General features: G+C 62.6%; 14 protein-coding genes. 4 read left to right on the top strand and 10 right to left on the bottom strand.

Translation table 11 applies throughout. The features are described from left to right. Nucleotides 1-44: 44 nt before the first annotated feature. Nucleotides 45-1,091, bottom strand: a complete 1,047-nt coding sequence (locus LPJ38_RS20695) for a substrate-binding domain-containing protein (RefSeq protein ID WP_145640976.1) — start codon at nt 1,089-1,091, stop codon at nt 45-47. Here LPJ38_RS20695 and LPJ38_RS20690 point away from each other — a divergent pair. Further along, entirely contained in the window at nt 1,081-1,794 is a 714-nt protein-coding gene (locus LPJ38_RS20690) for a MarR family winged helix-turn-helix transcriptional regulator (RefSeq protein WP_231088365.1), read from the top strand. The two genes, LPJ38_RS20695 and LPJ38_RS20690, sit on opposite strands and share 11 nt — an antisense overlap. A gap of 55 nt (nt 1,795-1,849) precedes the next feature. Continuing rightward, nucleotides 1,850-2,470 carry a FadR/GntR family transcriptional regulator gene (locus tag LPJ38_RS20685; protein ID WP_347339042.1) on the top strand — a complete coding sequence of 207 codons (621 nt, stop codon included), beginning with the start codon at nt 1,850-1,852 and terminating at the stop codon, nt 2,468-2,470. Nucleotides 2,471-2,565: 95 nt separating this feature from the next. On the opposite strand, the gene LPJ38_RS20680 is transcribed toward LPJ38_RS20685, so the two are convergent. The 6 genes from LPJ38_RS20680 to LPJ38_RS20655 form a co-directional block, all read right to left on the bottom strand. Next, nucleotides 2,566-3,036 carry a Zn-ribbon domain-containing OB-fold protein gene (locus tag LPJ38_RS20680; RefSeq protein WP_145640853.1) on the bottom strand — a complete coding sequence of 157 codons (471 nt, stop codon included), beginning with the start codon at nt 3,034-3,036 and terminating at the stop codon, nt 2,566-2,568. Then, the gene (locus LPJ38_RS20675; RefSeq protein WP_231088364.1) at nt 3,033-4,229 is read right to left on the bottom strand and encodes a thiolase C-terminal domain-containing protein; all 1,197 of its coding nucleotides are present in this window, start codon (nt 4,227-4,229) and stop codon (nt 3,033-3,035) included. The genes LPJ38_RS20680 and LPJ38_RS20675 overlap by 4 nt, the downstream gene beginning before the upstream one ends. Then, nucleotides 4,226-5,386 (bottom strand): CaiB/BaiF CoA transferase family protein, encoded by a 1,161-nt coding sequence (locus tag LPJ38_RS20670; RefSeq protein ID WP_347342007.1) that lies wholly within the window; start codon nt 5,384-5,386, stop codon nt 4,226-4,228. Before LPJ38_RS20670 ends, LPJ38_RS20675 begins: the two co-directional genes overlap by 4 nt. A 160-nt stretch (nt 5,387-5,546) precedes the next feature. After that, nucleotides 5,547-6,503 (bottom strand): PDR/VanB family oxidoreductase, encoded by a 957-nt coding sequence (locus LPJ38_RS20665; protein ID WP_145640858.1) that lies wholly within the window; start codon nt 6,501-6,503, stop codon nt 5,547-5,549. A gap of 10 nt (nt 6,504-6,513) precedes the next feature. Beyond that, complete coding sequence (locus LPJ38_RS20660; RefSeq protein WP_145640860.1) at nt 6,514-7,833, bottom strand: Rieske 2Fe-2S domain-containing protein; 1,320 nt, start codon at nt 7,831-7,833, stop codon at nt 6,514-6,516. 23 nt (nt 7,834-7,856) lie between these two features. Next, nucleotides 7,857-8,180 (bottom strand): hypothetical protein, encoded by a 324-nt coding sequence (locus tag LPJ38_RS20655; protein ID WP_145640863.1) that lies wholly within the window; start codon nt 8,178-8,180, stop codon nt 7,857-7,859. A gap of 183 nt (nt 8,181-8,363) precedes the next feature. On the opposite strand from LPJ38_RS20655, the gene LPJ38_RS20650 reads away from it, so the two are divergent. Together LPJ38_RS20650 and LPJ38_RS20645 are read left to right on the top strand one after the other, a co-directional pair. Continuing rightward, entirely contained in the window at nt 8,364-8,852 is a 489-nt protein-coding gene (locus tag LPJ38_RS20650; RefSeq protein WP_145640865.1) for a MarR family winged helix-turn-helix transcriptional regulator, read from the top strand. Nucleotides 8,853-8,980: 128 nt separating this feature from the next. After that, nucleotides 8,981-9,934, top strand: coding sequence for a Bug family tripartite tricarboxylate transporter substrate binding protein (locus LPJ38_RS20645; RefSeq protein ID WP_145640868.1), 954 nt, complete (start codon nt 8,981-8,983; stop codon nt 9,932-9,934). A gap of 11 nt (nt 9,935-9,945) precedes the next feature. Here LPJ38_RS20645 and LPJ38_RS20640 read toward each other — a convergent pair whose 3' ends face one another. The 3 genes from LPJ38_RS20640 to LPJ38_RS20630 all read right to left on the bottom strand — a co-directional run bounded on the left by LPJ38_RS20640 (nt 9,946) and on the right by LPJ38_RS20630 (nt 14,412). Next, entirely contained in the window at nt 9,946-10,914 is a 969-nt protein-coding gene (locus LPJ38_RS20640; protein WP_145640870.1) for a Bug family tripartite tricarboxylate transporter substrate binding protein, read from the bottom strand. 66 nt (nt 10,915-10,980) lie between these two features. Further along, a complete protein-coding gene (locus LPJ38_RS20635; RefSeq protein ID WP_145640873.1) occupies nt 10,981-12,180 on the bottom strand; it encodes a CaiB/BaiF CoA transferase family protein in 1,200 nt (399 codons plus the stop codon). A gap of 9 nt (nt 12,181-12,189) precedes the next feature. Further along, complete coding sequence (locus LPJ38_RS20630; protein ID WP_145640985.1) at nt 12,190-14,412, bottom strand: acyl-CoA dehydrogenase family protein; 2,223 nt, start codon at nt 14,410-14,412, stop codon at nt 12,190-12,192. Between the last annotated feature and the right edge of the window lie 4 nt (nt 14,413-14,416).

The following is a 14,416-nucleotide window of genomic DNA, read 5'->3' as shown; positions in this document are numbered from 1 at the left end:
ATATGGAAAATATTAAGAATACAATATTTGAAAAAGCAAGCGATTTATCGACGCGCGATGATCGAGAAGTCGTACCCGTCGATCTCGGCGAGATAGATGGGGTGTCGGCCCCCGACCACGGATTGCGCTTGATCACCTCGCGCGGTGCGCTGCTGGAACGTTCGGCCATAAAGGCGCGTCAGCTTGCGCGCATCCAGGCTGGCGGCTTCCTCGATCAGGGCCGCGAGCGAGTAGATGCCCTCGTAGCAGGATTGACCAAAAGCGTTCACAGGCGGCGGACTATCGCCGAACTCCGTATGGTAACGCTCCAGGAATGCACCATTGTTGCGCGAGCGGATCGACGCATAATAGCTCGACGCGGCGTAGAGATTTTCGGTCTCGTTGACATCGAGTCCATACGCGACGGTCTCGTCGATCGCCGAGGAAAAGCGCAGCACGCGCGAACTCAATCCTGCCGCGCAGAAGGCCCGGTTAAAGGCGATGCAGTCGAGCCCGAGGAAATAGGGAAGAACGACGTCCGAACGCGTGACTTTGATCCGGTCCAGCATCTCGTCGAAATCATGCTTGCCGACTGGTAGATAGCACTCGCCAGTCACGGTTCCGCCAAAGCGGGCGATCAATGCACGCGCGATCTGAAGAGATGAGCGCGGCCATATGTAGTCATTCCCGCAGAGGAAATAGCGCCGCGCCCGCCTTGATTCGGATAGCCATTGAATCGCCGGAACCAGCAACTCTTCGGCGGTTTCGCCAGTCGCCATGACGTCCGACGTCGAGCGACCCTCGAACTGCGGGGTGTATATGAACGGAATGCGGCCGCGGGCTGCACGAGCCACGAAATCGCGCGCAAAACTGGGTAACATCCCGACGATACCGTGGGCGCCGTCAATTTCGATCGCATCACGCGCGGCCCGGCCGGCGCTCGCGCCGGTTTCTCCGGCGTTCACGATGCGCAATTCGACCGGACGACGCAGAATGCCGGAAATCCGGTTGATTTCGTCGATAGCCAACCGACCGCAGGCCTCGGCTGACGGGGCCCAGAGTCCCGCTGCGCCACTCTGCGGGATGAGTAGGCATATTCGAATGCTACGCAACAGTGGTGTCTCCGCACTTTCAGACACACCACTCACGAATCGTGCCAACGGCGATCCCGGTCCTGGTAAGGCGCGTTTGCAGCGAAAAGCGCCCAGTCTGGCCAGCAGGCTGCCGTTTTTTCTGGCGCCGGTCGCCATATCAGCCCCTTCATTGGGCAATCCGGAACGAGCTCGTTTTTCCCTTGCTCCATTTTATATTCCAAGGCAAATGTTGAAATATCAAATAATTTCGCGGAGCGTCAATACCGTGCACCTGCCCGACCTCATCCGAGGCGTGAACCGCCGCCTCGAGCAGACGCTCGAGGCGGAGCTCAAGCCAAGGGGCATGTCCCTTCATCAATATCGTGTGTTGGAGGCGCTGACGGAACGGAACGGACTGCCGATGGGCGACCTGGCCATCCGCCTGTTTGTTGATGGTCCGACACTTACGAAGATTATCGACAGGATGGTCGAATCGGCCGAGGTCTATCGCGGCCCGGATCCGAACGACCGACGCAGGGTCCTGATCTTCCTCTCGCGCAGAGGAGCAGCGCATTTCGACGGCATCGGTCCTCTGATGTCGTCCATGCAACGGGATATCCTGGACAGGCTGGGCGCATCAGATGCTGCAGCCTTGACGAGCCTGCTCTCGGAACTGCTCGGTGACCCCGTCTCTTCGCGTCCACCTGCGTCACACCGGCGGGAAACCCTGGACTACAAATGATGGTGGCAGCTTTGGAGTGAGCGCTACGACACCGCAGGTCCCATAGACGCGCCGGATCTTCGAGGAGATCTGCGATGCGATCCGCGCCAAGCGCGGCGAACTGAAAGCCGGCGACCGGCTGCCGTCCGAGCGCGAACTGTCCGAGATGCTCGATGTCAGCCGCACCGCGTTGCGCGAAGCCATCCGCAGCCTCGAGATTGCCGGCATCGTCGAGATGCGAAAGGGAAGCCGGGGTGGCGCCTTCATCACCCGCAGCGGCGCCGGGCAGGTCACCCGTACGTTCCGTGGCATGCTCGACTTCGTGTCGCTCGCGACGTTACTCGAGGCGAGGCTTATGGTGATGGACGCCGTGGCACGAGCCGCATGCGAGCGCGCCAAGTCCGCGGACATCGAACGGCTGAGCAGGAATGTGGCCGGGACCATCGAGTTGACGAGGCAGGGCCGCTACGAGGAACGGACGTTGAAGGCCGTCGAGTTCAGCACCTTGCTGGGAAACTCGACCGGCAACCAGGTGATGTCGGCAATTCTGGAAGCCATGGCATCCGTGATCCGCCGCTTTGTCCTGATCGCCGGACCGCACGCCCATGACCCGGTGATCGCCTCTCGCCTGCGGCTGATCGAACAGATCAAGGCCAAGGTGCCAAGGGCGCTTGTGAGACGATGCGCAGTTACCTGACCAAACTGAACGAGCACCTGCTGAATACGGAGAAGCCCAGACTGCGCGACGACGCCCGCCGTCGCTCTCGCGCGCCGGCCTGACGTCGGTCGGCCTCACCTCACCGCCTTCATCCGGTGGTTTGTCCAATGCAGCAATGAATATCGCGGCACGGAGTCATGGTGATGCTCGAATACGCCCTGGACATCAGTACCGATGATGACGGTTTGCAGGGGATCGCCGAGGAGATTTCCCACCATGCGCACATGTCCGGCATGCGGCAGTTCCACCAGGACAGCGAGGTAAGGTCCACGCCCACGCAATGCGTCATGGGAAGGACTCCAGACGCGCTCCCAACTGAAGATGCGGCCGCGCGGCTCGATCTCGGTCCATTCGACGTCGAACGAATGGCAGTGGTGGCAAAGCCATTCCGGCCCGAATTGCCACGTCGTGCAGTGCGGGCAGCGCTGCACCAAGAGGCGGTTTTGTTGCAACCCCGCCCAATACGGTGCCGACAATCCATCGTTTTCGGGGACCGGTATCGGCAGCCCATCGGGAAGATAGGCCGCTCGCGGACTGCCGCTCATAGCGTTGCTCCGGAGCCGAGCAGAAGGTTGCTGGCCGGTGTCACCATCGGCCCGCCGATCACCATCGCCACGTCGTTGCACTTGACCTGGTTGACCGACCGGCCGCGGATCTGGCGCACCGCCTCGATCACCAGCTCGAAGCCGTGCATGTAGCATTCGGCGAGATTCCCGCCGCTGGTATTCAGCGGAAGCCGCCCGGAGGGCGCTATCAGATTGTCGACCACAAGAAAATCGTTCGCCTCCTCTGGCTTGAAGAAGCCATGCTCGGCCAACGCCATCACCACGCCGCCGGTAAAGTTTTCATAACTTTGAACGACGTCGACGTCGGCGGGCCTGATCCCAGCCATGCGGTAAAGCGCGGGCGCAAGCGTTTCGAAACTAGCGCTGGCATATTGAGGCGAATTATGCGGTATCGCTCCGCTGCGATATCCGGCACCAGTGGCCGCCCCGAGAATGTAGGCGGGCTTGTTGCGGAAATCCCCGGCGCGCTCCTCTGGCACGAGGATGATCGCCGCGGCGCCGTCATTCTCCATGCAGCAATCGAAAAGATGAAACGGCTCGGCAATCCAGCGCGAGGCGTTGTACTTTTCGGGATCGAGCGGCTTGCCGAACATCACCGCGCGGGGGTTCGACTGCGCATGATGATACGAGGCCAGCGCTATCGCCTGCATGGCTTCCTGCCGCACGCCATGCTCATGCATGTAGCGCCGCACGCGCATGGCAAAGCGCTGCGGCGGCGCTAGCACGCCATAGGGCATCAGATACGCCCTCTCGCCGGAGACGGTGCCGATACCGCCGGTCTGTCCAAAGCGTCCGTACTGTCCTTGCGCCAGCGAGCGGAACACCACGACGCAATCCGCAAGGCCAGCAACGATCGAAGCCGCGGCGTTGGCCACCGCCGCGCAGCAGCCGCCGCCTCCCCCGCCCCATTGCATCGTGGTCGTGCTCAGCCGGCGTGTCCCCAGCGCTGCCGCGAGGCGCCCCGCATCGCTGCGGTCGTCGCTGTAGGACGAGAACCCGTCGATCTCGCGCGGGTCGAGCCCGGCGTCGCTGCAGGCAGCCAGGATCGCCTTGAGCGCCAGCTTGAATTCGGGGTCGGACGATTCGCCGTGGCGATAGTAATCCGTCTCGCCGATGCCGACCACGGCAACACGACCCCGCAGCGTGCGTTCGCCTGATGCCCGCGCCATCATTCCTTGACCGCCGGCGGGGGCGCGTCGGCACCAAAAGCGCCAGCCTCGGCCAGCCGCGCGAGGCGAGTTTCATCGTAGCCAAGCAGATCGCGGAGCACCTGCCCGGTATGCTGGCCGACGGCGGGAGCGACCGCGGGGTCGACGACCGGCGTTTGCGAATAGCGGATCGGCAGGCTGACGTTCGGTACCCACCCCACCTCATCATGCGGAATTCGCGTGACGATGCCTCGCTCCCGCGCTTCCGGAGAGCGGATGGCCTCGCCGACGGTCCGGACCTTGCCGCAAGGCACGCCCGCGGCGCGCATCCGCGACTGCCAGTACGACCAAGGATGCTGCGCGAACGCTTCGCCGAGGATTGCAAACAGTTCTTCGCGGCGCCGTATGCGGTTAGGTCCGGTCGCATAGAGATCGGACGACGCAAGATCGGGGCGATCGATCACCTGCGACATCAGGCGCTGAAAAATCTTGTCGTTGCCGCAGTTGATGTAGAATGTGGAATCGGTAGCCTGAAAGACTCCCGAGGGGCAGGTGTCGGGACTGGTGTTGCCGTGGCGCTGCGGATCCGTGCCGGTGAACAACTGCTGCATCGACGCATAGCCGGTCATCAGAACGGCAGTGTCGAACAGCGACACCTCAATGGCCTGACCCGTGCCGCTGCGTTCGCGTGCCACAAGTGCGCCGAGAACGGCATTGCTGGCCATCATCGCCGTGCTGATGTCCATGACCGGCGATAGTGCGCGCACGCCTTCACGGTCTGCGTAGCCGTTCATGGATACAAACCCGCTCTCGACCTGGGCGATGGGATCGAAGCCGAGCCGGTCCGAGAAAGGTCCCTCTCTGCCGTAGGCAGAGACCGAGCAATAGATGATCGATGGCGCGATCTGACGACAACTCTCGTAACCAAGCCCGAAGCGCTCCATGACCCCAGTGGAAAAATTCTCGACTACGACATCCGCCGTGCGGATCAGGTCCCGTGCGACCTCGACGCCCTCCGGCGATTTCAGATCGATCGCCACGCTTCGCTTGTTGCGATTGGTCCACAGGAACGGCGCACCATAGCTCAGCCTGGCATCGACTGGCGGATAGCGCCGCAGATCGTCGCCACGCACAGGCGCCTCGACCTTGATCACCTCGGCGCCCATGTCGGCCAGGATCATCGTCGCGAACGGCCCTGCAATGAAATGCGAGAAGTCCACGACCCTGATCCCGGCAAGCGCCTTCGGTGCATCAGTTGTGCGGGGCGTGTGCTCCGGAAACTCCGCTTCGATCCCATCCAGCATCTTTCCACCCATATGGCTTGGTTCCGAGATAATCCGGTCAAAGATCGAGCACGAGCGTGCCGGACTTCGATCCTGAGCAACAGATCATGATAGTCTTGTTCGCTGCCTGCTCTTCCGGACTCAGGAACAGGTCGCGATGATCGGGGATTCCCTCGATCACCCGCGTCTCGCAGGTCCCGCAAACGCCTTCCGAACAGGAGTAATTCGCCATGATGCCGGCATCGAGAACCGCATTCAGAATGGTCTTGCCCGGCTCGACCGCGATCGTACGATTGCTGCGCGCTAGTCTGACCTCAAATCCGCCCTCGGCGGCGGGCGCTTGTTTGGCCTGGAAATACTCGACGTGAATCTGCCCCGCCGGACGACCCGCAGTGGCATTCTCGAAGGCTTCCAGCATCGGCACCGGACCGCAGCAATAGAGATGCGCGCTCGCTGGCGCGTCTCCGACGGTGGCGGCAAGGTTGAGCGGCCGCCCGCCATGTTCATCGTCGAAGTGGAGATGGACCTGCGCGTCCGACCCGACGGCGCTCAGCTCGCCAAGAAATGCCGCCGCGCGCCGCGCCCGTGTCGCATAGAACAGTTTCCACGGGCGGCGCAGTTCCTGCAGGCGCCGGATCATCGACACCAGCGGCGTGATGCCGACGCCGCCCGCGATCAGCAGCGAAGATTCCGCATCCTCACGCAGGGAAAAATTGTTCCGCGGCATGGAGACCGAAACGATATCGCCGGCCTTGAAGCTGTCGTGGACGAAGCTCGAGCCGCCGCGCCCGGCAGCATCCTTGTTGACGGCAATGACGTAGCGATGCCGTTCACTCTGATCGTTAACGAGCGAATAGCTGCGGATCATGCCGTTCTTCAGGTGCAGATCGATGTGACTGCCGGCGGTGAAAGGTGCGAGCTCACCTCCTGCCGGAAGCACCAACTCATAGGAATTGATGCTCTCGGCTTCATAGCTGATGCGCTTCACTCGCAGTTCCTGCAGATCGCCGGCCATGTCGAAGCGCTCAAAGCTCGTAGCCGAAATCCGCGCCGAGCTTCGCCCTCATGAAAGGCGCGCCGGAATCGATCCAGGAGTCTTCTGGCGGCAGCCGCAAGGACACCGCGCGGACCATGAATACGTCCGGATCGGTGACACCCCTCGGCCTGGTGCCGTGGTCGCGATAGGCGCCCAGCGCTTCCAGGATGAACCGTCGGGTCATAGCAATACCGGTATCGCTTGAGCACAAGTTCTCTTTGGTACGGTCGGCGATTGGTGATACCCCGCTCTGGCACGCCCCGTCCTGGACCCAAAGACCGGGAAGACCCGAGAACCATGTCGTCCGCTGTGCTTCGTAGTCGAACTGATACCCGTTCTGTGGATTGTACTTCGTCCAATAGTCCGCGTACGGCACCGTCACCGGCTGCTTGACCAGGGCGTGACGGCTGGCATGGCCGCTCTCCCGGCCCTTGTGCCCTTCTGCGAAAACCTCGAGCGTCTTGGCCAACAACGGCTGCGAGGGATGATAGGAGAACATGATGCAGAGCGTATTCTGGTCGTCGATCGGCACCCATGCATGGCCGCTCAGATCGGGAAACGGCGAGAGCGGCGGAACGAGCGTGTAGAACGGCAGCATGAACTGATTGACGCGCCAGTAGAGTGTATTGGCGTCGTAGTTCCGGCGCGCCGCAATGCTCATGCCGAAGTCCTGCTTGACGCATTCGAAGGTCGGGCGGAGGTCGCGCTTCTGGATCCAGGCGCTGGTGGTGCCCTGCGCGTCGAGACGGCCGTGGAGCAGCGGCGCGTGCGCGGAATCGATCTCGCCTTCGACGGCCTGCAGCCAGTTGCACTCCTGAACCCGCACCGAGATGTGAACCTGCTCCTCGGGGACAAGATTCCACTCGACATTCGGCAGCGGCGGAGGCCCGGCCTGATCCGGCCCCAGATAGGCCCAGATCATTCCGTTGCGCTCACGGCAGGCATAGGCCTTGATATGCACCCGCTCCTTGAGCCGGCTGCGGACCGGTTCGGCCGGCATGTCCATCACCTTGCCCGTGACGTCGAACTTCCAGCCGTGATAGACGCAGCGCAGGCCGCAATCCTCATTACGAGCGAAAACCATGGGCGCGCCCCGGTGCGGACAGGCCTGATCGACCAGACCAACGCGGCCCTCGGTGTCGCGGAAGGCCACCAAATCCTCGCCAAGCAGTCGGATACGCTTCGGCTGCCCATCGCGCGCCAGATCGGCGGATGGCAGAAACGGAATCCAGTAGAGCCGGAACAATTCCCCCAGCGGAGTGCCCTTGCCGACTCTTACCAGCCGCTCGTTGTCCTCGTGCGAGAGCATGATTTTCTCCTCGATCGCTTTTGTCAGGTTCGATGTTGGGTCGTTCTCGCGTCCAGCAAGGCTGTGACCCGATCAGACAAACCGAGATCGCGCGCAGTCCATAACGGGTCGGATGAAGCAAGCGGCTGTCGGGGAATCGGCGGCAGCCTTCCGGCCTCGACCAGCCTGACGATCATTTCGATCCGCTGACGCTCCAGATCCTTCAGCACGTCTTCAACGACGCCCCCTTCCGCAGTGCAGCCGGGAAGCTCCGGATAAGCGAGGCGAACGAGCCATTTTCCAGGCTCGGTCTCGACGGCTTCCGCCTCAAGCAGATACGGAATCGACAACAGAGCGCGCAGATCCAACGCAGGCCTCCCTTGGGGCCTTCTTGTCCGAGCCGCCATTTAATACGTATACGTATCATATGGCCGCGGGCCCTGGCAACCATCCGGATGCCGCCGGGCAACACCCGTTTCGGCGGCGGTTGAGAGGCCACGGCCAAGCTGCTAACGGCTTGTTGCAATGGAGCAACTGGGGAATGAAGCGCCATGTCGGTCAAAAAGGATGAAGCCGGAGATCCGGTTGCCGCGCTGGCACATCAGTGGAGACTGGAAAACGGCATCGGATTTCTGCTGCGCCTGCTCGAAGCCAAATATGATGGCCTCTACCAGAGCGTAACGCAGCAAACTGACATCACGCCCCGCCAGTTCGGCGTGCTGATGGCGCTGCTGCAGGAGGGGCCAATGACTGCATCGGCACTGGCGGAACGCATCAGTTGCGACCGGAACACGCTGAGCGAAATGCTGAAGCGGATGACCGCACGCAGGCTGATCTCCAAGAAGAGCCATCCCGGCGACCGTCGTTCCATCCAGGTCCAGATCACGGCCAAGGGTACGAGCGCCCTGATGGCCGTGGTTCCGGCCGCGGCCCGGCTGCAGGATCTCATGCTTGCTCCCTTGAGCCAGGACGACCGCGCGCATTTCCTGCGCTGCATGCTGGCGATCGCGAAGTCTCCCCCTCCCGAACCCGGCGCCTGAGTCCCGCAACTGCGGCCAGGCCGCCGTTTGCCCGGACATGGCGGTTGAAATCCCTCGGCCGATACGGTACGTATACGTACTAAATACATTTCGAGACGCCATAGAGCGTCCGTCGAGGGGAGGCGCCGATGCGCGTGCTGGTTCTGCTGCTGTCGTTCCTGTTCGCGGCCCCTTGTCTGGCCGAGGGGTATCCGGAGCGTGCGATCCGGATGATCGTGCCCTATCCGGCAGGCGGCTCCACCGACATTCTCGCGCGGGCGATCCTGCAACCCCTCACGGAAATCCTCGGCAAGCCGGTCATCATTGACAACAAGTCGGGTGCCGGAGGCATCATCGGCACGACAGAAGCGGCTCGGGCAACACCGGACGGATACACGATCGTATTCGGCAATCTCGGACCGAACGCGCTGAACGCGAGCCTTTACAAGAAGCTCGCTTACGACCCGATCCGCGATTTCATTCCGATCTCGAAGGTCGTCGACGTGCCGTTCCTGCTGGTGACGGCGCCGTCGACCGGGATCAGCAGCGTCACCGACCTCATCGCGCGTGGCAAGAAGGATCCCAACACCCTCACCTATGCGTCGGTCGGGCAAGGATCGGCCTCCCATGTCACGGCGGAGCTGTTTCGCCGTCAGGCCGGCATTGAAATGCGGCATGTTCCGTATCGTGGGGGCGCACCGGCAACGAACGATACGCTGGCGGGCCAAGTTTCGGTCTACTTCATCACACCGCTCGAAGGCATGGGTCAGGTCCAGGCCGGCATGCTCAAATCGCTCGGCATCAGCACGGCAGAGCGCTCGCCGTTGTTTCCGGACATGCCGACCATCCACGAGGCGCTTCCCGGATTTCAGGTGGTGGTGTGGTTTGGCATCCTCGCGCCTGCCGGCGTCCCGCCCGAGATCGTGGCCAGGCTGAACGACGCAGTTACGCGCGCGGTCGCGACGCCGTCCGTTCAGGAGGCTCTCAAAAAGCTCGGCGTCGAACCGAAGAGCTCAACGTCGGAAGCTTTCGCGGCCACTATCCGCACCGATATCGACAAGTGGGCGAAGGTGGTGAAGGAGGCCAACATCACGCTCGACTAGCATCGTCTCCGCTATTCGGTCTTGACGTTGCGTTCCTCGATCAGCTTGCGCCAGGACGGGATTTCTGCGGCGATCAGGGCGTACAGCTCGGCAGGCGTGCTGGCCTTGGCCTCCACGCCATAGGAGAGAAAGCGATCCCGTATTTGCGGCATCGCCAGCACCGTGCCAAGTGCGGCGTTGAGCTTGGCTACGACGTCCGGCGGAGTGCCGGCAGGCGCGAGAATGCCGAACCACGTTTCGACCGAATAGCCCTTCAAGGCACTGCCGATGGATGCCGCACCGGGAGCAACTGGCGAAGGACCGGACGAGGAAACCCCGAGCAGCTTTACCTTGCCGGAGCGGATGTGCTCGTTCAGCGTATCGGAAGTGGTGGTGAGCAGAATGTCGACCTCGCCGGAAAAGATCGCGAGCGTTGTCGGCGCCTGGCCCCGGTATGGGACGTGGACCATCTGCAGGCCTGCCTGATTGAGGAAGCGCTCGGTGCTCAGATGCCCAAGCGAGCCTGGTCCAGCGGAGGCATACAGCATCGGCTTGCTCTGCGCCTTGGCATAGGCAAGCAGCCCGGCGACGTCGTTCACGGGCACCTTGTCGCTTGCCACCAGAACCAGCGGCGCCGTGGAGACCAGCGACACTGGCGCAAAGCTCTTCAGCGGATCGAAATCGATGCCCTTCTGCAGCAACGGTGCGATCGAAATCGGCCCATTGTTGGCAAACAGAAGCGTGTAACCGTCCGCATCCGATCGGGCCGCTTCGTTGGAACCGGTCGTGCCGGCCGCACCGCCGCGATTGTCGATGACAATCGGCTGGCCGAGGATTTTCGTCATCGGCTCCTGCAGCGCACGCGCCATGATGTCGGTCGAACCGCCGGCGGGATATGGCACGATGAGCCGGATCGGACGCGATGGATAATTGTCCGCTGCGGCGGGCGCGACGAGGATCGCCGCCCCGAATATGAAAGCCAGAACACGTAGCGCCTTCACGTCGATCCTCCCACGCTGTTTTTTGATTATCTTGCGGTAGAAAAATTCGCGGCTAACAGCATCAGCTCACGGGGACGTCCCACCCTTTCCAAATGCGCCGGCGGCAGCCGCCTTTCCAACGTCATCTTCGGACAGGCCGAGCACGCGCGCGAGAATCTCATCCCGATGCTCGCCGATGGCGGGGATGTCATGGCCGATTCCGGTCCGCGCGCCCGACATCCGCCACGGCGCGTTGACACCCTTGAACTCGCCTGCGAGGTCGGCGATCGGCGCGAATACGTCGCGGGCGGACAAATGTGGGTCATCCAGCGTTTCCGCGGGATCGCGAAAGCGGGCGCTCGGAATGCCAGCGCGATCGAGCGCTGCCAGGCACTCATCCACCGTGTGTTGCATCGTCCACCGCTCGACGACCTGCATCATGGCGCTCCAGTTCGCGCCACGCGCCGCCACCGAGCCGAAACGAGGGTCGGACGAAAGCTCCGATAGGCCCGTCAGGTCGCGAAGCGCCGCAAAATTGCGCGCCGACACCGGCGCGATCAAAACGTCGCCGTCCTTGGCGCGCACTGGACCGTAGGTCGGGCGTGCCGCCGGCGCCGAGAACTGCGCCTCTTGCAGCTCATACACCAGGAGATTCAGCATGCAATCCATCAGAACGACATCGACGTGCTGCCCTGCTCCCGTGCGCTCCCGTTGCACCATCGCCGTTTGAATCGCCGAGAAGCCGAAGACGCCCCCGAGAACATCGGCAACGAACACGGCTCCCGCCGCCGGCCGGTCGCGATCGCCGGCGTATCGCATCAGCGCGCGGTCGAAACCGCTCTCGGCATGGACGATCATTGCATAGGCCGGGCGTTCCGACTGCGGACCGGTCTGTCCGTAGCCGGATATCGAGCAATAGATCAAACGGGGATTGATCTTGCGAAGCGCCTCATACCCGAGACCCAGGCGCTCCATGACACCGGGCCGGAAATTCTCAACCAGAATATCCGTGCTTTCGACCATGCTATGCACGAGCTTGATCGCCTCGGACGATTTGAGGTCCAGCGTGATGCTTTTCTTGCCGGCATTGAGCTGACCGAAATAGGCGCTTTGGCCATCGCGAAGGGGCGCGCGCAGACGCATCTCCTCGCCTTCCGGCGGCTCGATCTTGATCACTTCGGCGCCGACATCCGCCAGCAGACGGGCGCAATAAGGGCCCGCCAGCATGATGGAGAAATCCAGCACACGGACGCCGTCGAGTGGTGATTTCAATGGTTGGCCCTGCATCATCGGCTCCTATCGAGGTAACCCAAGCGCACGCTGCGCAATCAGGCTGCGCTGGATTTCGTTCGTGCCGATGCTGATCACCCACATCAGGGAATGACGCAGGTTTTGCTCGAAGCGGCCATTGTCGATGGCGCCCGGCATCTGTTCGGACAGCGTGGCGCGCATGCCGAGCATGTCGAGCGCGGCTTCGCCAAAGCGTTCCATCAGCTCGCTGGAAAAGACCTTACTGATCGCGCCATATTCCGGCGGTGTGACGCCGTCGGCGGCAAGATCCGCGCAATGCATCATCAATTGGCGGCCGATCTCGATTTCGCAGGCGAACGCCGCCATGCGGTCCCGGACAATTGGATCTCCACTCAACTCCTGCCGGGCGATCACATGCTGGCGCAGTTGTTCAAAGGCATGCGCAACTTTCAGCACGATGCCGCCGCCGACCAGTCCCCGCTCGAAAGCGAGCGCTCCAGTCAGGACTTTCCAGCCCTCGTTTTCACCACCGACGAGGTTCTCCAGGGGCACGCGAACATCGTCGTAGAAGATGTTGGCGAACGTTCCATCGTACATGGTGGTGGCCGGCCGGATCGTGATCCCGGGCGTGTTCATCGGGACGATGAACATGCTGATGCCGGCATGGGGCTTGGCGCTCTTGTCGGTTCGCGCCGCCAGGAACATGTATTTCCCCCACCAGGTGGTGGTCCAGATCTTCTGGCCGTTGATGACCCAATGGTCGCCATCGCGGACCGCCCTTGTCCGCAACGCCGCGAGGTCCGATCCTGCCTGCGGCTCGCTGTAACCCATTCCATGCATGGCCTCGCCGCGCAGAATTTCCGGCAAATATTTCTTCTGCTGCTCGGGCGTTCCGAACATCATCAAGGCGTTGGCCTGGATCGACGCGCCAATGCGCGGAGCCTCGTTTTGCTCCATGGTCTCCATGAAGGCGATTTGCTCAAGTGGCGAACGCGCCTGGCCGCCGAACTCCCGCGGCCAGCCGAGGCCGATCCAGCCGGTCCTCCTCATATCGGCAGCAAATTCAGCGTCGAACTCACGCTTTGCGAACGGCTTGGCGTCAAAAGCGGCCTTTCTGCCGCCCGCCCAGTTCTGCGCAAGCCAGCGCCTGACATGTTCGCGCAGTTCGTTCCCGGCCGAGCCGAGATCATATTGCGGCATCCCTGAACCGCCATCGTCGAACAGATGCGCGGCGAGGCGTCGTCTGGCATGGGCCGCGCCACCAAGCGCTATGGTGTCCAGATGCACACGCTTGAAGTGCAGCGGCGCTTCGTGTTCTTCGGCGTAGCCGATTGCGCCGAATGTGTGCTGCGTCTCCAGCGAAACACGTCGCAAAGAAGGGCCCGCGAACGCCATGGCGCAATCGGAGAAGTACGGCCAGTCGAGATCGCCCTCGTCCCGTAGCTTTGCCGCATGGTGCAGAACGAGACGCACGCCTTCGAGGTCGATGAAGCAGTTGGCGAGCTTGTGCTGGATCGCCTGAAACCGCCCGATCGGCTGGCCGAACTGCTGCCGTTCCCTGGCATAGGCTACCGCCAGCTCGAACGCGCGGCGCGCCGCACCATGGGCGCGCGCCAGTAGCATCAGACGCGCGATCGATCGCAGGTCGCCCAGGCTGATCTCGGTGGCAGGAACAAGTCTTGCCGGCGCCGCATCGAGCGTCAGCTCCCAATTGCCCCAGGCTCCCATCGCGCGCGTCGGTACGCGACTAACGCCGGGAGCCCATAGGTCGACGAGCGCAAGCTGCGCCTCATCCGTCGGCGTGAGCAGGTGGGTAGCGCTTCCCGCGGCCTCGACGAACCGGAGGGATCCCGTTGCCTTCTCGCCATGAAGCGTGATCGAACCGATACCGGGATCGGTATCGAACGCACCGAAGGAGAAGACGATGCGCGCTGCGCCAGCGTGAAGTGCCCTTTGCAACTCACCTGCATCGGGGGATGCAACCGACAGCACGAGATTGGCCAACACGGCGGACCACATTGGGGCAAGGCACGCCGCACGGCCGAGTTCCTCCATCACCGCCAAGATCTCGCGAAGGCCGCCCTCCTCCGGATCGGCACCCAGAACCGCGACACCCTGCTTGGCCAGCTTGTCCCAGATCTCGGTGATCGCGTCCGGCAACGCACCATCCTTCGTGCAGTCGGCACCCCAATGCGCCTCGAGAAGCCCGCGCAAGGAATCGCGAAGCTTGCCTGCAACGTCGTCGCTTTCGATGCCGGAGGCTGCCATCATC

The organism is Bradyrhizobium daqingense, assembly GCF_021044685.1.
Lineage (GTDB): Bacteria > Pseudomonadota > Alphaproteobacteria > Rhizobiales > Xanthobacteraceae > Bradyrhizobium > Bradyrhizobium daqingense.
Note: the sequence above shows the minus strand (reverse complement) of the source record. Positions and strands in the feature narration are given on the sequence as shown.